This window comes from Micromonospora sp. NPDC050695, assembly GCF_040654415.1.
Lineage (GTDB): Bacteria > Actinomycetota > Actinomycetes > Mycobacteriales > Micromonosporaceae > Micromonospora.
On record NZ_JBFAHZ010000007.1, the window covers coordinates 57279 to 77805 of the forward strand.

Consider the following 20527-nt stretch of genomic DNA (forward strand, 5'->3'; position numbering starts at 1 on the left):
ACCGGAGTTGAGTGGTCGACTCGTGGACACCGCTCTCCGCCGCTGGACTCGCGCGGGTACCCGACACGGCGGCCGCGACGCTCCGCCGCGCTCGTTTCACGTGAAACCGAGCGCCCGCCCGGCACCCGCTGGATGCGGACGTCCGAGGATCACCATGGGAGGGGTCGCGCAGCCCGTCCAGTAGCCTCCTACCGGCCTGTAGGTCGGCGAGGGGGTGGGTCATGCCTGATCACGTCCATCCCCGACGTCCTCGTCGCTCTGCGCGCTGTTGTGCGTGTGTCCGCGCCGCAGATACGCCGCGCCTGGCTTCGACCGAACCACCTTCGCCGGCTCGCCTCCCCCCGCCGATCGGGCATGACTCGGGCACGCCGGGCATGACTCGGGCGCCCGGCCGTGCCGGGACTGCCTCGGGCGGGCTGCGACTGCCTCGGGTGGGCCGGGCGTACCCGGCACTGCCTCGGGTGGGCCGGGCGTACCCGAGGCACTGCCTCGGGCATGCCCGGAACTGCCTCAGGCGTGCCGGGCCTACCTCGGGCGTGCACGCCTCAGTCCGCCGACCCACCATCTCCGAGAATCGGGTGTGCGGGGTCCGACCTGCCGCGAGAGACGTGCCCGCCGACGGCGAACCCCGTGCCGAACTACTGGCGCCGCCCGGGTGCCGGGATGGGTCACCCGACCATCGCGCGGGAGGCCGCCCGGGACCGTCGGCCCGGTGTCCGAGGCTGTCGAGGTGTAGGGCCGGCCGGCGCACCCGAGCCGCTCCGCGCGGCCGTCCGCACGCGTCTCGACAACACGGATCCGGGCGGTCCGCACGCAACGAACGAGGGCCCGAAAAGTTATCCACACCGGTTGTCCACAGGCACCCCCCGTTTCACGTGAAACAGCGCGTGAAAGCGGGTGCCAGCCTGTGGATGACGGCCTGTGTTGGGGATCTCGGCAGCCTGTGGATATCCCCTCGACCGGGCGGCGTCGACCCGGGAACCGATCGACGGTGAACGTTGACCTGGTCGGTCGGGAGCGATCAATCGGGTAGGGACAGCGGTGCCAGACTCGGTTAGGGTCAGCGTCGTGCACGACACCCCTCCCTCAGTCCCGGACTTCACCCAGTGGCCCTCGTTCCCCTTCGAGGGTGACCTGCGTGTGAAGCAGCTCGACGACCCGGTCCCGGTCGAACCGCCACGCAAGGGCGAGGGCCTCCGGGAATGCACCGCCTGCAACGCACCAGACGACGCCTACATCTGGGTCGGGGAGCGTTGGCGAGTACGCGCCATGGACCGGCCCACCGGCCTGCCCATGGTGCTCATCCTCGAATCGCGGACCCACCTCGACCTGGGCGACCTACCGAACCTGCTCGCCGCCGAACTGGGCGTGATGACCGTCCGTCTGGAGCGGGCCATCCGCTCACTCGACGGTGTCGCCCGAGTGCACGTCAACCGGTGGGGTGACGGCTCCGCGCACCTGCACATGTGGTTCCTGGCCCGGCCGTACGGCCGACTTCAGTTGCGCGGCACGTTCCTGTCCCTGTGGGACTCGATCCTGCCGCCGATCTCCGAGGCCCAGTGGCGGGAAAATCTGGCGCTCGTCGCCGCGTGGCTCGCGGAGTTCGGTGGCCGGCCGCTCGCCGAGCCGCCCCGCATCCAGTGGCAGGCGCCGTCCAGCCTGCTGGCCCAGTCCGCCGCGGCCCACGCCGCCGCCGAGGCGGAAGCCGTGTCGGTGATCGAGGCGGCCGAGGAGATCCCGGAGCCCGCGTCCGACATCACTATCGGGACCGACGGCGAGGGCGACGACGACGCGGTCACCGATGCTGTCCCCGCGACCGTGGGCGCCGCCCACGCCGGGCGCGGATCGTCGACCGTGAACAGCACCACCGTCCGGGCCGAATCGGAGGCGTCCTTGTCCACCGGCGGCGAGTCGGCGGAGGGTGTCGCCGGTTCCCCGCCGGACACCGACCCCGCCACCGGTACACCAGCCAACGTCGGCGACAGCACCGCCCGACGTGCCAACGCCGAAGGCACGGCCACCGACCGCGCAGGCACGGTCACCGGACGGGCCAACCCCGAAGGCACGGTCACCGAGCGGGCCAACCCCGAAGACGCGGCCACCGCACGTGCCGACGACGACGCCGATCCGGAGAACGGCGGCACCTCGGGCTCGGCCAGCCCCGACCGTGGCACCCGCACGGCAAGGACTGTCGACACCCCGGCCGGCAGCGGGCGTGAGGCACCGGAGGACGCGTCGTCCGGTCGTTGACCGATGAGGTTGGCGGTGGCACCGGACGTGCGGCCGCCAACCTCGAAGTCGGCAGGCGGTGCCGGGTCGCGCCGTGAGGATCAGGACGTGGCGAGGCGGGCGGCGGCCCGCGTGACCAGAGAGCCGATGAGCCGGCCGAAGTCCAGGCCCGCCGCCTGCACGGCGAGCGGCAGCAGCGACGTCTCGGTCATGCCGGGTGAGACGTTGACCTCCAGGACGTGCGGTTGACCCGCGGCGTCCACGATCACGTCGACCCGGGACAGGTCCCGTAGGCCGAGAGCGGTGTGCGCGGCGAGCGCCACGTCCGCGACCGTGGCGGCCACGTCCGGATCCAACCGGGCCGGGGCGTGCCACGTGGTCCGCCCGGCCGTGTAGCGGGCGGCGTAGTCGTACACGCCGTTGCGGGGCACGATCTCCACCGGCGGCAGCGCCTGCGGGCCGTCGCCGAGGTCGATTACGGAGACCGCCACGTCCATGCCGGGCACGTACCGCTCCACGAGCGCCGTCGAGTGGTACGCGAAGCAGCCCACCATCGCGGCGGGCAGCGCCGCGGCCTCCCGAACCACCGCACCGCCCAGCCCCGACCCGCCCTGCGCCGGCTTGACCATCAGGGGCAGGCCGAGACGGTCGGCGATCCGGTCCAGGACGGCCACCGCGCCAAGCTCGGAGAAACGGTCGTGCGGGAGAGCCACCCAGTCGGGAGTGGGAATGCCGGCCTCGCGGAGCACCGCCTTGGCCGACGGTTTGTCCCAGGCCAGCCGGGAGGCGCGCGCGTCACAGCCGACGTACGGGACGTCGCACAGATCCAACACACCGCGCAGCGAGCCGTCCTCGCCGGTCGCACCGTGCAGTGCGATCACCACGGCGTCCGGCGGGTCGGCGGTGAGGGCTGGCAGCAGTGCGACATCGGCGTCCCGCAGTTCCGCCTCGACACCGACGGCACGCAGCGCGTCGAGCACCCGGCGGCCCGAGCGCAGCGACACGTCCCGCTCGTAGGAGAGCCCGCCGGCGAGGACCAGCACACGCAGGTCGGCCGAGACGGCGGGATCGGTCACGAGGAGGCGCTCGGCAGCTGTCGTACCCATGCCGGCATCATGCCAAGTCAGGACCTGGCACGTCGGAGCCGGCCTGGCCGCGCCGACCCGCGGCGCCGCCCACGGCACCGAAGACGCGGCGCATCGCGATCTCTTGCTCCATGACGCCGGCCAGCCGGCGGACGCCCTCGCGGATCCGCTCCGGCGGCGGGAAGCTGAAGTTCAGTCGCATGGTGCTCGTGCCGGTGCCGTCCGCGTAGAAGCCGGTGCCGGGCACGTAGGCGACCCGGGCGGCGACCGCGCGCGGCATCATCGCCTTCGAGTCGAGCCCGTCGGGCAGGGTGGCCCAGACGAAGAGGCCGCCGGCCGGTGTCGTCCAGCTGGTGCCCTCGGGCATCAGGTCCGCCATCGCGTCGAGCAGCGCGTCGCGCCGCTCCCGGTAGACCTCGCGGTAGACCTTGAGCTGCTGCCGCCACGGCATCGTGCCGAGGTAGGTGGCCACCGCCGCCTGGGCGTAGCCGCTGGGGCAGAGGATCTGCGCCTCGCTGGCGATGACCAGCTTGTCGCGGACCGCGTGCGGCGCCAGGATCCAGCCCACCCGCAGACCCGGCGCGAAGGTCTTGGAGAAGGTGCTCAGGTAGAACACCCCGTCGCGGCGGCGGGCGCGCAACGGTGCCGGCGCCTCACCCTCGAACCCCAGCTGGCCGTACGGGTCGTCCTCGACGACGAGCAGACCGGCGCGCTCGCAGATGTCGAGCACCCGTTCGCGGCGCTCCTCGCTGAGGGTCACGCCGGTCGGGTTCTGGTAGGTGGGGATCGTGTAGAGGAACTTCACCCGACGGCCCGCGCGCGCCAGGTCGGCGATGGCCGTCTCCAGCGCCTCCGGGATCAGCCCGTCGGCATCCATGGGTACGTGCACGACCTGGGCCTGGGCAGCCTGGAACACTCCGAGCGCGCCGACGTAGGTCGGCCCCTCGGCGAGCACCACGTCACCCGGGTCGAGGAAGAGTCGGGCCACCAGGTCCAGTGCCTGCTGCCCGCCGACGGTGACCACCACGTCCTCCGGGGAGGCGCCGCATCCGGCGTCGATCCCGGAGAGCGCCATCACCTCGCAGATCCGCTCGCGCAGCTCCAGGGTGCCCTGGCCGATGCCGTACTGAAGGGTGGTGACGCCGTGCTCGGAGCCGAGCCGGCCGAGCATCTCGCCGACCGCGTCGAGCGGCAGGGCGGCGATGTACGGTGCCCCGCCGGCGAGTGAGACGACCTCCGGCCTGCTGGCCACCGCGAAGAGTGCTCGGATCTCCGAGGCGGTCATCCCGCGTACCCGCCGGGCGTACCGGTCGGTGTAGTCGTCGAGTGTCGTGCCGGTCATGACCTCACCTCGATCACTGCTCGGGTGGCTCCCGTCCGGGTACCCCGCACGCGGGCGACCATGGCGGTCGGGACACCGATTGTCGATCCTAGTCGCCTCTGGCCAGGGTGCTGGCCCTCCGTGACGGATCGTCCACATCCCGGACCATCCCTCGGTGCGGTGGCGATCTGCGCGTCCCCTCCCGTACCGCCGATCGGCGGCGTACGATCGCTCGTCGGGGACAGGAAGGCGGCGCTGTCGTTGCGTGCCGGCCTCACCACCGAGCCTATTGTGGGGATGCGCCATATGTCGCGACGTCTGGTCAGCCTGACCCTCGACACGCTTGAGGACCTTCCTCGCCCCTGCCGGCAGTGCGTCTACTGGGAGCTTGATCCGGTCTCCGCCGACCGGGCCTGCGCCGCCGGTGACCCGGGTCTGGAGAAGGAGGCGTGGGTCTCCCAGACCCTGCTGGAGTGGGGTTCCTGCGGCAAGCTCGCGTACGTCGACGGCATGCCGGCGGGTTTCGTGATGTACGCCCCGCCGGCCTACGTGCCCCGCTCGATGGCCTTCCCGACGTCGCCGGTCTCCGCCGACGCGGCGCTGCTGATGACGGCGAACGTGGTGGCCGCCTTCGCCGGTGGTGGGTTGGGCCGGATGCTGGTGCAGGGCGTCGCACGGGACCTGACCAAGCGGGGGATCAAGGCGATCGAGGCGTTCGGTGACGCGAAGTTCGGCGACGCGGACGACCCTGCGGGTGGCTGCGTCGCGCCGGCCGACTTCTTCCTCTCCGTCGGGTTCAAGACCGTCCGTCCGCATCCCCGGTTTCCCCGGCTGCGACTTGAACTGCGGACCGCGTTGAGCTGGAAATCCGACGTCGAGTACGCGTTGGAGAAGCTGCTCGGCTCGATGAGCCCGGAAACCCTGCTCCGTCCGGTCCGTCCCGCTCCTGCGACCCGTGCCACCGGCGGCTGACCGACGCCTCGCGGCAGATCAGGTGACCACCGTGGCGGCGGTCACCACCGCACGCAGTTCGCTGACGTCGAGCGAGCCGGTCGGCACGTCCCGCTCGATCGGGTAGTACATCCGCTGCACCGCGGCCACGATCGCCTCGACCACCCGGTCGCGGAACCGGGGGTCGACCAGCCGGGCGCGGTCGGTCGGCGAGGTGAGGTAGCCGACCTCGACGCGTACGGCCGGCATCCGCGTCAACCGCAGCAGGTCCCACGCCTTGGCGTGCGTACGGCAGTCCCGTAGCCCGGTCCGCGCGACGATCTCCCGCTGCACCAGCCCGGCCAACCGTTCGCCGGTCGCCGAGGTCACGCCGTTGTCGGTGCCGTAGTGGTAGGTCGCCACCCCCTCCGCGTCCGGGTTGGCGTGCCCGTCGAGGTGCAGCGAGATGAACACGTCGGCGCCGAGCGAGTTGGCCAGCAGCGCCCGGTCGGTGTCCGGCAGGCAGCTGTCGGGCGACGGACCCCGGGTCAGCTGCACCCGCACCCCAGCCGCGGCGAGCCGCCCCTCCAGCCGGCTGGCCAGGTCGTGCACCAGGTCCGCCTCCGTCCAGCGCAGCGGCCCGTCCGGCACCACCATGCCCGGGTCGGTGCCGCCGTGCCCGGGGTCGATGACGACGGTCTTGCCGACCAGCGCCGGCCCGGACTGCCGGATGGCGTCGGATTCGCGGAGCCACTGGGGGCGGCCACCGACGACCTTGCGGCCGATCCGACGCAGCGCGTTCATCGTGTGCGGCCCGCAGGACCCGTCGGGGGTGAGCCCGACCTCCCGCTGGAACTGGGCCACCGCACGGGAGGTCCGGATGCCGTAGATGGCGTCCGCGCGACCCACGTCGTACCCCATTTCCAGCAGTCGCTCCTGGAGCGACCGGACGTCCTCGCCGGTGAGCGGGTCGGGCACCGCGTGGTAGAGGGTGCGGGCGCCGAGCCGCCAGCGGGCGGCGTCCAGCGCACCCCAGGTTTCCGTTCCGACCCGGCCGTCGACGCTGAGCCCCCGGGACTGCTGGAACGCGCGGACGGCCCGTTCGGTGTCGAGGTCGAACTCGTCGGCGTCCGGACCGGCGGTGGACGCGAGCAGGTCGAGGCCGGTGAGGATGGTACGGATCTCCGTGACCGCTGGTCCCCGGTCACCGGGTCGGATCGGACGCACGCACGACCCCCTCTGCACGACGGTGGCTGGCCGGGCGGCGGCCTCGGCTTGAGGCTATGCGTTCTCCGGCGGTGAGGGGGCGCGGGCCGGGAAAAACGCCGCCGGCTCCGACCCGAAAAAGACCGAACCCCGCACCCCTTGACGGGTACGGGGTTCGGTGCTGTTTCTACTGGTCAGAGCGCCGATTCGATGAGTCGGACCAGCTCGCCCTTCGGCTTGGCACCGGCGATCGACTGCACCGGCTGGCCGTTCTTGAACACGGTGAGCGTCGGCACCGACATGACCCGGTAGGCACGGGCGGTCTCCGGGTTCTCGTCGATGTTGAGCTTGACGATGCTGACCCGGTCGCCCATCTCGCCGGCGATCTCCTCAAGGAGCGGCGACACCTTGCGGCAGGGGCCGCACCACTCGGCCCAGAAGTCCACCAGAACCGGCTTGTCGGCCTGCAGCACGTCGGCGACGAAGCTCTTGTCCGTGACAGCCTTGGTATTTCCCACTATTGCCCCTCCTCCGGGATGTGTTTCCTGTTTCAGCTGAGCGTCGCGATGAACCGCTCGGCGTCGAGCGCGGCGGCACAGCCGGTGCCGGCCGCGGTGATCGCCTGGCGGTAGGTGTGGTCGACCACGTCGCCGGCGGCGAAGACACCGGGCACGTTGGTGCGGGTGCTCGGCGCCTGGACCTTCACGTAGCCCTCGTCGTCCAGCTCGACCTGGTCCCGGAACAGCTCACTGCGCGGGTCGTGACCGATGGCGACGAACACGCCGGTCACGTCCATCACCTTGGTCTCGCCGGTGTGCACGTTGCGAACCCGTACGCCGGTGACCTTGCCGTCATCGCCGAGGATCTCCTCGACGGTGCTGTTCCACTCGACCTTGATCTTCTCGTTGCTCAGCGCCCGGTCGGCCATGATCTTGCTGGCCCGGAACGAGTCACGCCGGTGGATGATGGTGACCGTGTCGGCGAAACGGGTGAGGAACGTGGCCTCCTCCATCGCCGAGTCACCGCCGCCGACAACCACGATGTGCTGGTTACGGAAGAAGAACCCGTCACAGGTGGCGCACGCGGAAACACCGTGGCCCAGGTACTCCTGCTCGCCGGGCACGCCCAGCGGACGCCAGGCCGAACCGGTGGAGAGGATGATCGAACGGGCCCGGTACGCGGTCTCGCCGACCCAGACGGTGCTCACCGCGCCGGAACCGGCGTCGCCGGTGTCCACCAGCTCGACCCGGGTCACGTCGTCGGTGAGGAACTCGGCGCCGAACCGCTCGGCCTGCTTGCGCATGTTGTCCATCAGCTCGGGGCCGAGGATGCCGTCGGCGAAGCCGGGGAAGTTTTCCACCTCGGTGGTGGTCATCAGCGCGCCACCGGACTGGACGCCCTCGATGATCAGCGGCTTCAGGTTGGCGCGTGCGGCGTAGACCGCCGCCGTGTAACCGGCCGGCCCGGAGCCGATGATGATCAGGTTGCGGACCTCGTCCACTGCCGTCTCCCGCGTTGTGTGTGTTCGGCGTTGGTGCGCACCGACGCCGATCCGAGTGCCGACGCCTGGAGGGTGCCGGCAGCTGACTTCCAGAACGTCATCGTACGAACCGGGGATTCCCGAGCCGGGCATCCGGTGGGTCAGGTCACGTAGAGGGTCATCACACCGGTGACCGTGGATTCACCCTACCCGCGTCGAATACCGCGTGTCCGAGGCGGACCCGGGGACGCCGCACTCCGGGCCGCTCACCCAGGCCCAGCGGGCCCCGGTCGAGTCGGTGAACCGGACGATCAACGCCTGCTCGCCCTGGAACTGCGCGTAGTCGATCACCTCGACCACCAGCGGTGCGGAACCGTGCTCCGCCGCGATGTCGGCCAGGCAGGCGGTCAGCGCGGTCTCGTCGGTCAGGCGGGCCAGCTGGTTGAGGCCGTCCGGCGCGGGTCGCCGGCCGCCCTCGGCATCCACCTCGGGCTGCTCGGCGGGGGCGTCGCCGGAGGCGCCGGTGGGCGTGCGGCTGGGGATGTCGGTGGCCCGGTAGGGCGCCGGTCCGCTCTGCGCGTCGCCGAAGGTCTGCGGGTCGTAGTTCGTACCGCTGCGTAGTGCCGGCCCTGTGGTGCGGACCGCTCCGGCCGCCGCCGCGCCCTCGGGCGCGCTGGCCGGCCGGTCCAGGGCGCTGGTGCCGGCGGAGTCCGAGGTGTCCGTCGAGAGCTGGTTGAGGCCCAGCGCGACCGTGATGACCGCGGCCGCCGCGAGGGCCACCGGTGCACCGCGCCGCGCCCAGCGGCGTCGGCGGCGACCCGGGCCGGTGGCTGCGGCGCGATCCGGCTCGGACGGTGCCGATCCGGCCGGCCGGCGGCCGGAGCCGACCTGGGACGGCACGACAACCGGGGTGTTCGTGGTGTCCGTGCCGGCCGAGGCCCCGTCCGGCGAATCGTGTGCGGCGGCCAGTGCCGCGGACAGCCGGTCGGCGATCTCCGACGGCATCTCCGGGGACGGGTCGGCCCAGGCGGCCAGGTCGGCGTGCACCTGCGTCAGCGCGCCGCTCAGCCGGGCGTGCGCCTCGGCCCACGCCGGGTCCTCGTCCACCAGCCGGGCGACCTCGGTCTGCTGTGGCGTGCCGTCCAGCGCCCCGCCGAGGTAGTCAGCGAGCAGGTCGTCGTCGACCTCCCGGAACCCCTCGGTCGTCACGTGTCCTCCTGGTTGGCGTCCCGCCGGTAACGGCCCGGCCCCGATCCGACGCCCTCTACCGGGCGGGGGTTCCCCGGGGTGACGTCCGGCACGTCCGCGATCGGGCCGGGCGGACCCGACCGGGTCGGGCGGAGATGCCCGAGCACCACCGCGAGCCGGGCGCGGCCCCGCGCGCAGCGGCTCTTCACCGTGCCCTCCGCGACGCCGAGGATGCGGGCCACCTCGGCGACGGGGTAGCCCTGCACGTCCACCAGCACCAGGGCGGCGCGTTGTTCGACGGGCAGGGTGGCGAGAGCGTCGCGGACCACCAGCGCGGTGTCGTGGTCCTGCACCGGTGCGGCCGGCTCCACGCCCCTGGTGCCGGAGCCGTCCCCGGCCCGGTCGCCGTCGGGCAGCGGCACGGTCGGGTGTGCCTGGCGGCGCCGGATCCGGTCGAGGCAGGCGTTGACCACGATCCGGTGCAGCCAGGTGGTGACAGCCGAGTCGCCGCGGAAGCGCCCGGCGGCCCGGTGCGCGGACAGCAGGGCGTCCTGGAGGGCGTCCGCCGCCTCCTCGCGGTCGCCGAGCGTCCGCAGGGCCACCGCCCACAGCCGGTCGCGGTGCCGGTGGAACAACTCGGCGAAGGCGTCCCGGTCGCCGTCGACGTGGGCGCGCAGCAGCTCCAGATCCGTTGCGGCGTCGCGCCCGTCCATCACCACGTCCTACGGATGTGGTGCCACGGCGGAGGTGCCGGGCTCACGACCCCTGGACCGTGATCTCCTGCACCCCCAGCTTGAAACCACCCTCGGCCGGGGGCAGCTCGGTGATCCAGAACAGCAGGTACCGGTATTTCGTGTCGGCGTCGAAGCCGTTGAACGTCATGGTGGTGCCGTCGTGGTCCTCGAACGGCTGGCCGATCGCGGTCTTGTAGCTGCCGACCAGCTGCTTGTCGCCGCTGGAGCTGGACGGCGGGTTGGTGGTGCCGGCGAGGAGCTGCGCGGACGCGCCAGTGGCCGAGAGCACCGCCTGGACCGACTTGACGTTGCGCGGCTGGCCCAGGTCGATCCAGACGCCCATGCCCTTCTTCAGGTTGCCGAAGTTGGGCCAGCCCCGATAGGTCTCGGTCTCCCAGCCCTTGTCATCGTCACCGTCGATGACCTTGTCGGCGCCGTCGACCTCGCTGCGGTCCTTGCTGTACGGGTCGATGATCCGCACGCTCTTCACGGTCAGCTTGTGCGCCGTGGCGGCGGCCGGAGTGGCGTCACCGGTCGGCGCGCCGGAGGTGGGCGTGGCGACCGGGTTGGCCTGCTGCTCCTTGTCGTCACCGCCGAGGGCGCTGATCCCGATCAGCAGACCGACCAGGGCGACCACCAACAGGCTGGCGATGCCCACGGCGACCTTGCGACCGCCGGCCGCGGCCAGCGGCGACGGCTCCTCCTCGGTGTCGGCGGCGAACCGCAGCGGGCCGCTGTTGTCGAGGTAGTGCTCATCCTCGGCCGGCACGTCCAGGCGGGCCAGCTCGGCAGCGAGCACGTCTGACGAGGGCGGGGCGATCTCGGCGTCGAGCAGATCCATGGTCAGGTCGTCCAGGTATGCGGGCACACCGGCCCGGACCTGGCGAGGTGCCGCGATGGCGCCGGCGGCGTCCCGGACAGCGTCCGGGATGGCGGCCCGGCCGTGGCCCGCGGTGGCACCGCGTAGTGGTGCCTCGGCGTGCGGCCAGTGACCGGTCAGGGCGAAGTAGAGGATGCCGCCGACCGCCCGGATGTCGTTCTCCTGGCTGTCGGCGCCGTCGGTGCGCGCGTCGGCCAGCACCACACGGCCCTCGTCGCTGATCATGACGGTGCCGGGGTGGACGTTGCCGTGCACCATCCCGGTGGCGTGCACCGCGGCGAGCGCGCTCGCGGCGGCGTTGCCGATCGCGGTGGCGCGAGCCGGGTCCAGGGGTCCCTCGGTCGCCAGGTCGCGCAGCGACTGCCCGTCCACCCACTCGCGGACCACGTACGCCCGCTCGGCCTCGTCGATCGCGTCGTAGACGCCGACCAGGTTGGGATGGATGACACGGCTCGCCGCGACGGCGGCCTGAAGCATCTCGGTGGCGGAGTCGCCACCCGGGTAGCGCAGCACGACCGCGACGGGACGGCGCAGGATGACGTCGACCCCGCGCCAGACCAGCCGACCCGCGCTGTCGTTGTTGATGTGCTCGACCAGCTCGTAACGCTCGGCGAGGATTTCACCGGCCGTGGGAGCACCGAAGGTCATGACCGGCGGAGCGCTCTCGTCCGCCTCCTGACCCTCGCCGACCTGGGTCACCCGTCCTCCCTCGGTGATCGTGTCGATCGATGGACCCGAACTGCTGGGCATGTGGCTTCCCGCTCTGCCGTCGAAGGAACCGGCCGACCGATGCCGACGCCCAGCGTCGGCGCCTGCCGTACCCGTCGAGAGCGACCTTACCCGGGTTGCCCGTCTCCCCGACATGTCATCTTCCCGCCGTACCCGGCGGGGTGCCGGGAGTCGGGGAAGTCGTCCGATTACTACCGTTGTCAGCCACGTTGCTGGCACATGTACTAGCTAATCTACGGCTTCATCGCAAGCGGCCGACGTCGGGGCCGACCCTGAATGGCACCTTCGCTCACCGGCATGTTCCCACCGATCGGGGGACCACGCTCATCCGTACGGTTGGTTATCCACAGGACGATCCGGTTGTTGACCGGCGAATCGCGGAGTTATCCACAGGTGCATCCCCAGGCTGGTGATCTGCGGTCACGTTCCGTGGTGGGCCACCGTGTGATCGGATGCTGGCGGTCAGTGACTCAAGCGGCGGCGGACCATACCGACCACCTCGGTGATCTCCCCGATCCGCAGCACCACGGCCAGGCCCAGGTACGTCCCGCCGATCACCACGCCGCCGATCACGAGCTGGAGCACGGCCTGCATCCGGCTCGGCGTGTCGCCGCCGGGCAGCAGACTCACCACGAGCAGCCCGACCAGGGCGGCACCCAGCGCGGCGACCGCCACCCGTCCGAGCGTGCGCAGGATGGCACCCATCCCGATCCGGCCGACCCGGGGTCGCAGCAGCCAGGCCGAGGCGAATGCCGCAGCCAGGTAGGACACCGCGTTGCCGATCATCATTCCGGCCGCGGCGAAGTGGGCGGCGAAGGCGACGTAGAGCACCACCTGCACGCCGATCCGCAACGCCACCACCGGAATGTTGATCAGTGCCGGGGTGCGGGTGTCCGGCAGGGCGTAGAAGGCGAAGATGAAGAGTTGGCTGATCGCGAACGGCACCAGTGCCAGCGCGGCCAGCAGCAGCACCAGCGAGGTGTCGGCCGTGTTCTCGTCGGTGAACGCGCCGTAGCGGAACAGCGTCACCGACAGCGGGGTGGCCAGCACCGCGTAGCAGACCGCGATGGGGGCGAGCACCGCCGAGACGGTCCGGGTGCCCTGCGACAGGTCGTCGGCGACGTCGGTGTACCGGCCGTCGGCGGCGGCCGCGCTCATCCGGGGCATCAGCGCCGTGATGATCGAGACGGCGATGATGCCGTGCGCCATCATCAGCAGCAGGAACACGTTGTTGTAGATCAGTGGGCCGGCGGCGTTCTCCTTGCCGGCCCGGTTGAGCAGGTTGAACAGCACGATCAGGCCGACCTGGCTCACCGCGACGTAGCAGACCATCCAGCCACCGAGCCGGCCCAGCTCGCGCAGCCCCAGGGTGCGGAAATCGAACCGCAGCTTCCAGCGGAAGCCGACCTTGCGTAGTGCCGGCAGCAGCCCGGCGGCCTGGATGGCGACACCGAGCAGGGTGCCGCCGCCGATCAACACGATCCGGCCGGTGGTCATCTCGTCGGGCCGGACGATCTCCGCGCCGAAAATCGCGATGTAGAGCCCGGCCGTGCCGATCACCACGATGTTGTTCAGGATCGGCGCCCACATCGGGGCGGCGAAGTGCCCCCGGGTGTTGAGCACCGCGCTGATCAACGCGCTGAGGCCGGTGAAGAAGATCATCGGCAACATCAGGTAGGACAGGGCCGTGACCAGATCCCGGAAGTTCTTCCCGGTGTCGTCGCCGGCGTAGAGCTTGGTCAGCAGGCCCGCCGACAGCACCGCCAGCAGGGTCGCCGCCCCCAGGGTCAGCACCGCGAGGGTCAACAACCGCTGGGCGTACGCCTGGCCGCCGTCGCTGTCGCACTTCCGGCGGCGGACCAGCACCGGGATCAGGACACTGGTGAGGATGCCGCCGAGTAGGAACTCGTACACCATGCCGGGCAGGATCTGCGCCGTCGTGTACGCGTCGCCGACCAGCGCGCCACCCAGCGCGGCGGTCAACGCCAACGTACGCAGGAAGCCCGTGCCCCGGCTGACCAGGCTGCCGATCGCCATCACCGCGCTGTTGGTCGCCGCGCTCGCCTCGTCCACCTGCTCCTGCGGAGGGGCGGTCGACTCCATGGCCGGCTGGTTCAGCGGCTCGGCGGAGATGAAGGTGGCGCTGTCGGAGGGGCGGACCTCGGCTTCCGCACCGCCGTCCCGCAGGGCGTCCGCGCTGCGGTCGAGCCCGCCGCTCATCTCCAGCCTCCCAGAGGTACACGAGCCGGGCATCGACCCGAATGGGACAAATTATAGTCAATCGGTCGTTACGGCGTCCGGCGAACGCGATGCTGACCGGGCCCGATAAGCTGGCGATCCCATGTCCGAAGCCTCCGCTCCCCACGCCGCCGCCCGCCGCGATCTCACCGCCGCGCAGCGCAACGCCGTCGCCGAACTGCTCCGGGTCTCCCCGGTCGCCGACGAGCTGGGCCGTCGTTTCGTCCGTGCCGGTTACGAGCTGCACCTGGTGGGCGGTTCGGTCCGGGACGCGCTGCTCGGTCGGCTCGGCGACGACCTCGACTTCTGTACAAACGCTCACCCTGACGAGACGTTGCGGATCCTCAAGGGCTGGGCCGAGTCGATCTGGGATACCGGCCGCGAGTTCGGCACCATCGGCGCCCAGCGCGACGGCCTCCGGCTGGAGATCACCACCTTCCGGGCCGAGTCGTACGACCAGGTCAGCCGCAACCCGGTGGTGGTGTACGGCACCAGCCTCGACGAGGACCTGAAGCGGCGCGACTTCACGATCAACGCGATGGCGGTCAGCCTCCCCGATCACCGGTTCGCCGATCCGCACGGCGGGCTGGAGGACATCTCGGCCAAGCTGATCCGTACCCCCAGCACGCCGCGTGAGTCGTTCGGTGACGATCCGCTGCGGATGCTCCGGGCCGCGCGCTTCGCCGCCCAGCTTGGCTTCGTCGTCCACCTCGACGCGCACCGGGCGATGAGTGAGATGGCGGCGGACCTGGACCGGATCACCGCCGAGCGGATCCGTGACGAGTTCACCAAGCTGCTCTGCGGCGCCGACCCGATCACCGGCCTGCGGCTGCTGGTCGACACGGGGCTGGCCGAGCGGTTCCTACCGGAGCTCACCGGGCTGAAGCTGGAGATCGACGAGCACGCCCAGCACAAGGACGTCTATGAGCACACGCTGACGGTCGTCGAGAACGCGGTCTCCTTCGAGGAGGAGGGCTGCGACTTCATCCTGCGGATGGCGGCCCTCATGCACGACGTGGGCAAGCCGGCGACGAAGGCCGTCGGGTCCGACGGCCGGGTCAGCTTCCACCACCACGAGGTGGTGGGCGCCCGGCTGACCAAGGCCCGGATGAAGGCGATGCGCTACCCCAAGGAGATCACCGCGAAGGTGACCGCGCTGGTCGCGCTGCACCTGCGCTTCTACGGGTACGGGCGGGGCGAGTGGACCGACTCCGCGGTGCGCCGCTACGTCGCCGACGCGGGTGACCTGCTGCCCCGGCTGCACAAGCTGACCCGCTCGGACTGCACCACCCGCAACCGGCGTAAGGCGGCTCAGCTCGCCGCCGACTACGACGCGTTGGAGGACCGGATCGCCCGGATCGCGGCCGAGGAGGACCTGGCGCGGGTCCGCCCCGACCTGGACGGCAACGCGATCATGGAGCTGCTCGGCGTACCGCCGGGGCCGGTCGTCGGACGGGCCTGGAAGCACCTCAAGGAGCAGCGCCTCGAGCACGGCCCGCTGGACCGCGACGCCGCCGAGGCGGAGCTGCTGCGCTGGGCGCGTGCCGAGGGCCTGATCGAGTAGCCCGCCGAGGGCCTGATCGAGTACGCCGACGGGCGCCACCCCCGACCCCGGGAGCGGCACCCGTCGGCGTACGGCGTCAGCGCGTCTCGACGGCCGTCCCGTCGACGGAGGCAACGCCCTTGCCGGTCGAGGTGCCGTTGCCACCGGGGGTGGACGCCGAGCCGAGCCGGGCGAGCAGACCGGCCAGGTCGATGCCGGTGAGGTCGCTGCCGAGCTGGAGCCCCTGGGCCACGTTGCCGGCCACCGACTTCGTCAGCGACGACGCGCCGTCGGTGGAGATGACGGTCATCTTGTCGATCGCCCCGATCGGGGCGCTGGCCGCTTCGACGACCTGCGGCAGCACCTTGACCAGCAGGTCCAGGACCGCCGCCTCGCCGTACGCGGCGAACGCCTCGGCCTTGCGCGCCATCGCGTCGGCCTCGGCCTCACCCTTGGCCAGGATGGCCGCCGCTTCGGCCTGACCCTCCCGCTCCACGGCCTCGGCGATGGCGGAGCGCCGCCGCTGCTCGGCCTCACCTTCCTTGGCGCCCTCGATGGCGTTGGCCTCGGCGAGCGCGGCCCGTCGCGCCCGCTCGCCCTCACCGGTGAGCCGGGCCTGCTCGGCGGAGGCCTGCGCGGCGGCGATCACGGCCTGGCGCTGCGCGTCGGCGTTCAGCACGGCGGCGTTGCGGGATGCCTCGGCCTCCTGCTCCACCTTGTACCGGGCCGCGTCGGCCGGCTTGCGCACCTCGGTGTCCAGTTGGCGCTGCTTGAGTTCGGCGTTGCGCTCGGCGACCTTCTGCTGCTCGGAGAGGATCGCCTGGTCCCGCTCCGCCTGGGCGAGTGGCCCGGCCGCGGCGGACTTCGCCTTCGCCGCGTCGATCTCCGCCTGGATGCCGGCCTGCTTGAGGGCCAGGTTCCGGTTCGCCTCGGCGATGGCCTCCTCGGCGAGCAGCCGCTCCTGCTCGGCCTGCTGCCGGGCCCGCGCCTCGGCGATCGCCGCGTCCTTGAGGACACGGGCGGCCTCCGGCCGGCCCAGGTCCTGCAGGTAGGAGCCCTCGGCGAGGATGTCCTGGAGTTGGAAGGTGTCCAGCACCAGACCCTGGTTGGTCATCGAGTGTTCGGCTTCCTCGGCGACCGCGCTGGCGAACGCCGCCCGGTCCCGGATGACCTCCTCGACGGTGAGCCGGCCGACGATCGAGCGCAGCGCGCCGGCCAGCACCTCCCGGGTGAAGTTGTCGATCTCGTCCTGCTGGTGCAGGAACCGCTGGGCGGCGGCCCGGATCGCGTCCTCGGTGCCGCCGACCTTGACGATCGCCACGCCGTGCAGGTCGGCGCGGATGCCCTGCTTGCTCACCGCGCCCCGGATGCCGACGTCGATCCGCCGGCTGGACAGGTCCAGAGACTGGAGTTTCTGCACCACCGGTAGCACGAACACCGAGGCGCCCAGCACGACCTTCTGCCCGGAGTTGTCGGTGGATCGGGCGCCGTCGGCGGTCTGCGTGGTGCGGCCCTTGCGGCCGGTGACGATGAACGCCTCGTTCGGCCCGGCCACCTTGATCCGGGAGAGCACGAACAACACCAGGATGAGTACGAGGAGGACCGCGCCGCCGATGGCGATCAGCAGGGGCATGGATGACGTCCCGTCTGTGAGAGGAGTTCAGTAGGTCTCGACGTGCACGCTGGTCTCGCTGAGCGCCTGCACGACGAAGACCTGGGCACCGATCGGGATCGGCTGGTCGGCGCGGGCGTTGAGCTTGACCGGTTGGCCGGCGACCCGTACCCGGACCTCGCCGTAGCCGTTGACCGGCACCGGCGTGACGACCAGGCCGAGCGCGCCCACCAGGTCGTCCCGGGTGGGGGTGGGGTCGGTGCGCATGTTCCGGGCCGCGCGGCTGAACCGCGAGGCCAGCCACCCGGTGGGCACGGCCGCGAGCAGGCCGCCGGCCACCGCGCCCGCGATCATGGCAGGGGTACGCGCGCCGAGCAGTTCGTTGACGATGGCACCGCCGAACCCGAACGCACCCGCGAAGCCGGCGACCGTCTCGACCGAGATCGGCCCGTCCACGTCGACGTGCCCGAAGTGGAGCAGCTCGGTGCCGAGCAGGGCGAGCGCCAGCACCGCCACACCGGCACCGCCGATGATGAGAAAGATGAGCGTCCCCGTGGCCACGACCTGCACGGTATCGACGTGACGCAACGCAGGGCGGGAGTCGGCAACGGTCGCGGGGTCGGGGACAATGGGTGGATGCGCTGGACCGTGCTCGACTCGCCGATCGGCGAGTTCTCCGTGGCCAGCGACGGCGTGAGCGTGTGTGGCGCGCACTTCGGCCGGGTCGACGGGGCCGCCGACGAGCCGGACGACACGCCGTCCCGGCAGGTCGTCGCCGAGCTGCGGGCGTACTTCGCCGGTGAGCTGACCGGGTTCACCGTGCCGGTGGCGATCCCCCGCGGCTCGGATTTCGAGCGGGCCGTGTGGCGGGAGATGACCCTCATCCCGTACGGCGAGACGCTGACCTATGGCGAGGTCGCGCGTCGGGTCGGCGATCCGGGCGCCGCCCGGGCCGTGGGTGTCGCCTGCAACCGCAACCCGATCCCGGTCATCGTGCCGTGCCACCGCATCGTCGGGGCCGGTGGGCGGCTCGTCGGGTTCGGAGGCGGCCTGCCGCGCAAGGTGCACCTGCTGGAGCTGGAGGCCCGGGTGGCCCTCCAGCAGGCGTGGTCCTGACCGGTCCGCCCCCCTCGGGAAGGTCTCTCGTTTATCGACCGATCGGTCGATGTGGACACCCCGCGACAACCGTCATGATCGGGCGTCATTTAACCGACTCTGCGGGGGACCGATGACCGAGCACGAGGACAAGACCGTGAACCGCCGCCGGCTGCTGCGCCGCGCCGGCACCGTGGCGGCGGGCGTCGCCGGCACCACCGTGGTGGGCGCCGCTGTCGCCGCGCCGGCCCAGGCCGCGCCCGGCGACCCGGTGGTCCAGGGCGGCACCAACGCCGCCGGCGCCACCATCACCACGCTGACCAGCACCGCGGCCGGGCCGACGCTGCAGCTGGCGAACACGAGCACCGCCACCTCGGATGGCGCGGTGCTGGCCCGACCGGCGCTGCGGCTCACGCCCAGCGGGGATTACCTGCACCCGGACTCGCCCGGTGGCTCGATCGGCATGGACAGCGCCAGCAACCTTCAGGTGGTCGCCGAGTACGGCGGCGGCAAGTACCTGGAGTACGTGCACACGACCGGCAACTCGAACCAGATCGTGTCGATCGTGCCGCAGCGGGTCGTGGACACCCGTTCGGCCGGGTCGCGCGCTCGGATCCTCAACGCCTCGTCGACCACCCTGGACAGCTCGGGGCGCCTGCGCGACGGGCAGACCATCCACCTCGACCTGAGCGACTTCGTCTTCTTCAGCGACGCCCTCTTCGGCAACCTCACCGTGACGACCGCGGTCGCCTCGGGCTTCGTGCAGATCTTCCCGTACGGCAGCCCGCGTCCGGCGAACTTCTCGACGATCAACTACCTGCCCAACCAGGTGATCTCGAACTCGTTCATGTCGGGTGTCGGCTACGACGAGGACTTCAGCGACGTCATCTCCGTCTACGCCGCCCGGACCACCCACATCATCATCGACGTGGTGGCGTTCGTGATCGGCGTCGGACAGGTCTACCCGGACATCCTGCCGTTCTCCGCCGGCGCGTCGGCGCGTAGCGCCGAGTCGGCCGAGGACCGCCGGGCGAAGCGGGCCGCGGCGGCCAAGCAGGGGACGCCGAGCTGGAAGTGATGCGGTCGCCGTACCCACGGCGGCACTGAACGCGGCGAGGGCCGGGTCCTTTCGGACCCGGCCCTCGGTCGTGCGTGGTGTTCAGCGCGTCAGCGCTCGACCTCGCCGGCGATGAACTCCTCCACGGCCTGGTGGGCGTCGTGGTCGGCGTACTGCACCGGCGGGGACTTCATGAAGTACGACGAGGCCGACAGGATCGGGCCGCCGATCTTCCGGTCCAGCGCGATCTTCGCGGCCCGGACCGCGTCGATGATGACGCCGGCCGAGTTCGGCGAGTCCCACACCTCGAGCTTGAGCTCGGCGTTGAGCGGGGTGTCACCGAACGAGCGGCCCTCCAGGCGGATGTACGCCCACTTGCGGTCGTCCAGCCACGGCACGTGGTCCGACGGGCCGATGTGCACGTCGCTCTTGCTCATCTCGTGCGGGATCTGCGAGGTGACCGACTGGGTCTTCGAGATCTTCTTCGAGACCAGCCGCTTGCGCTCCAGCATGTTCATGAAGTCCATGTTGCCGCCGAAGTTGAGCTGGTACGTGCGCAGCAGCTCGACACCGCGGTCCTCGAAGAGCTTCGCCAGGGCGCGGTGCACGATGGTGGCGCCGACCTGGCTCTTGATGTCGTCACCGACGATCGGCAGGCCGGCGTCGGTGAACTTCTGGGCCCACTCGGGGTCGGAGGCGATGAAGACCGGCAGGGCGTTGACGAACGCGCAGCCGGCGTCGATCGCGGCCTGGGCGTAGAACTTGGCGGCCTGCTCGGAACCGACCGGGAGGTAGCAGACGACGACGTCGACCTGCGCGTCACGCAGCGCCTGCGCCACGTCGACGGGGGTGGCGTCGGACTCCTCGACGATCTCGCGGTAGTACTGGCCCAGACCGTCGAAGGTCGGACCGCGCTGCACGGACACGCCGGTCGGCGGCACGTCGCAGAGCTTGATGGTGTTGTTCTCGCTGGCGACGATCGCCTCCGCGAGGTCCATGCCCACCTTCTTGGCGTCCACGTCGAATGCCGCGACGAACTCCACGGCGTTGACGTGGTAGTCGCCGAAGGCGACGTGCATGAGACCCGGGACGCGGTCGTTCGGGTCGGCATTCCGGTAGTACTCGACGCCCTGAACCAGGGACGAGGCGCAGTTACCCACACCGACGATGGCGACGCGGACGGAGCCCATAGCGTCTGCC

The 20527-nt window shown here is 71.4% G+C and carries 17 protein-coding genes; 5 read left to right on the forward strand and 12 right to left on the reverse strand.

Translation table 11 applies throughout. The features are described 5' to 3' along the window. Positions 1 to 1293: 1293 nt before the first annotated feature. Positions 1294 to 2250, forward strand: a complete 957-nt coding sequence (locus AB0H52_RS07220; RefSeq protein WP_357945989.1) for a hypothetical protein — start codon at positions 1294 to 1296, stop codon at positions 2248 to 2250. A gap of 80 nt (positions 2251 to 2330) precedes the next feature. On the opposite strand, the gene AB0H52_RS07225 is transcribed toward AB0H52_RS07220, so the two are convergent. Both AB0H52_RS07225 and AB0H52_RS07230 read right to left on the reverse strand, forming a co-directional pair. After that, the gene (locus tag AB0H52_RS07225; RefSeq protein WP_357945812.1) at positions 2331 to 3335 is read right to left on the reverse strand and encodes a D-alanine--D-alanine ligase; all 1005 of its coding nucleotides are present in this window, start codon (positions 3333 to 3335) and stop codon (positions 2331 to 2333) included. A gap of 7 nt (positions 3336 to 3342) precedes the next feature. After that, complete coding sequence (locus tag AB0H52_RS07230) at positions 3343 to 4656, reverse strand: PLP-dependent aminotransferase family protein (protein ID WP_151487685.1); 1314 nt, start codon at positions 4654 to 4656, stop codon at positions 3343 to 3345. Between the two features lie 285 nt (positions 4657 to 4941). On the opposite strand from AB0H52_RS07230, the gene AB0H52_RS07235 reads away from it, so the two are divergent. After that, positions 4942 to 5607 (forward strand): GNAT family N-acetyltransferase, encoded by a 666-nt coding sequence (locus AB0H52_RS07235; RefSeq protein WP_151487684.1) that lies wholly within the window; start codon positions 4942 to 4944, stop codon positions 5605 to 5607. An 18-nt stretch (positions 5608 to 5625) separates the two neighbouring features. Here the strand turns inward: AB0H52_RS07235 and AB0H52_RS07240 are convergent, their stop codons facing one another. The 7 genes from AB0H52_RS07240 to murJ all read right to left on the reverse strand — a co-directional run bounded on the left by AB0H52_RS07240 (position 5626) and on the right by murJ (position 14002). Further along, on the reverse strand, positions 5626 to 6792 hold the full coding sequence (locus AB0H52_RS07240) for an N-acetylmuramoyl-L-alanine amidase (protein WP_151487683.1): 1167 nt from the start codon (positions 6790 to 6792) through the stop codon (positions 5626 to 5628). Positions 6793 to 6965: 173 nt separating this feature from the next. Next, positions 6966 to 7289, reverse strand: a complete 324-nt coding sequence (trxA, locus tag AB0H52_RS07245) for a thioredoxin (protein ID WP_053651673.1) — start codon at positions 7287 to 7289, stop codon at positions 6966 to 6968. 32 nt (positions 7290 to 7321) lie between these two features. Further along, positions 7322 to 8272 carry a thioredoxin-disulfide reductase gene (trxB, locus tag AB0H52_RS07250; protein WP_151487682.1) on the reverse strand — a complete coding sequence of 317 codons (951 nt, stop codon included), beginning with the start codon at positions 8270 to 8272 and terminating at the stop codon, positions 7322 to 7324. A 180-nt stretch (positions 8273 to 8452) separates the two neighbouring features. After that, positions 8453 to 9460: a hypothetical protein gene (locus AB0H52_RS07255; protein WP_357945818.1), complete on the reverse strand. Its 1008-nt coding sequence runs from the start codon at positions 9458 to 9460 to the stop codon at positions 8453 to 8455. Next, positions 9457 to 10152 (reverse strand): RNA polymerase sigma factor SigM, encoded by a 696-nt coding sequence (gene sigM, locus AB0H52_RS07260; protein ID WP_151487680.1) that lies wholly within the window; start codon positions 10150 to 10152, stop codon positions 9457 to 9459. Before sigM ends, AB0H52_RS07255 begins: the two co-directional genes overlap by 4 nt. A gap of 43 nt (positions 10153 to 10195) precedes the next feature. Then, on the reverse strand, positions 10196 to 11803 hold the full coding sequence (locus AB0H52_RS07265; protein WP_357945821.1) for a protein kinase family protein: 1608 nt from the start codon (positions 11801 to 11803) through the stop codon (positions 10196 to 10198). Between the two features lie 441 nt (positions 11804 to 12244). Next, the gene (gene murJ / locus AB0H52_RS07270) at positions 12245 to 14002 is read right to left on the reverse strand and encodes a murein biosynthesis integral membrane protein MurJ (protein ID WP_151487678.1); all 1758 of its coding nucleotides are present in this window, start codon (positions 14000 to 14002) and stop codon (positions 12245 to 12247) included. 121 nt (positions 14003 to 14123) lie between these two features. Here murJ and AB0H52_RS07275 point away from each other — a divergent pair, with 121 nt between their 5' ends. Further along, entirely contained in the window at positions 14124 to 15584 is a 1461-nt protein-coding gene (locus AB0H52_RS07275) for a CCA tRNA nucleotidyltransferase (protein WP_151487677.1), read from the forward strand. 76 nt (positions 15585 to 15660) lie between these two features. Here the strand turns inward: AB0H52_RS07275 and AB0H52_RS07280 are convergent, their stop codons facing one another. Further along, on the reverse strand, positions 15661 to 17196 hold the full coding sequence (locus AB0H52_RS07280; protein ID WP_151487676.1) for an SPFH domain-containing protein: 1536 nt from the start codon (positions 17194 to 17196) through the stop codon (positions 15661 to 15663). Positions 17197 to 17223: 27 nt separating this feature from the next. Continuing rightward, the gene (locus tag AB0H52_RS07285; RefSeq protein ID WP_225854085.1) at positions 17224 to 17745 is read right to left on the reverse strand and encodes an NfeD family protein; all 522 of its coding nucleotides are present in this window, start codon (positions 17743 to 17745) and stop codon (positions 17224 to 17226) included. A gap of 66 nt (positions 17746 to 17811) precedes the next feature. Between AB0H52_RS07285 and AB0H52_RS07290 the strand changes: the two genes are divergently transcribed. Both AB0H52_RS07290 and AB0H52_RS07295 read left to right on the forward strand, forming a co-directional pair. Further along, positions 17812 to 18291 (forward strand): methylated-DNA--[protein]-cysteine S-methyltransferase, encoded by a 480-nt coding sequence (locus AB0H52_RS07290; RefSeq protein ID WP_278125517.1) that lies wholly within the window; start codon positions 17812 to 17814, stop codon positions 18289 to 18291. 112 nt (positions 18292 to 18403) lie between these two features. Further along, positions 18404 to 19348, forward strand: a complete 945-nt coding sequence (locus AB0H52_RS07295) for a hypothetical protein (RefSeq protein WP_151487673.1) — start codon at positions 18404 to 18406, stop codon at positions 19346 to 19348. Positions 19349 to 19437: 89 nt separating this feature from the next. Here the strand turns inward: AB0H52_RS07295 and AB0H52_RS07300 are convergent, their stop codons facing one another. Next, positions 19438 to 20517, reverse strand: a complete 1080-nt coding sequence (locus AB0H52_RS07300) for an inositol-3-phosphate synthase (RefSeq protein WP_139588081.1) — start codon at positions 20515 to 20517, stop codon at positions 19438 to 19440. Positions 20518 to 20527 lie beyond the last annotated feature (10 nt).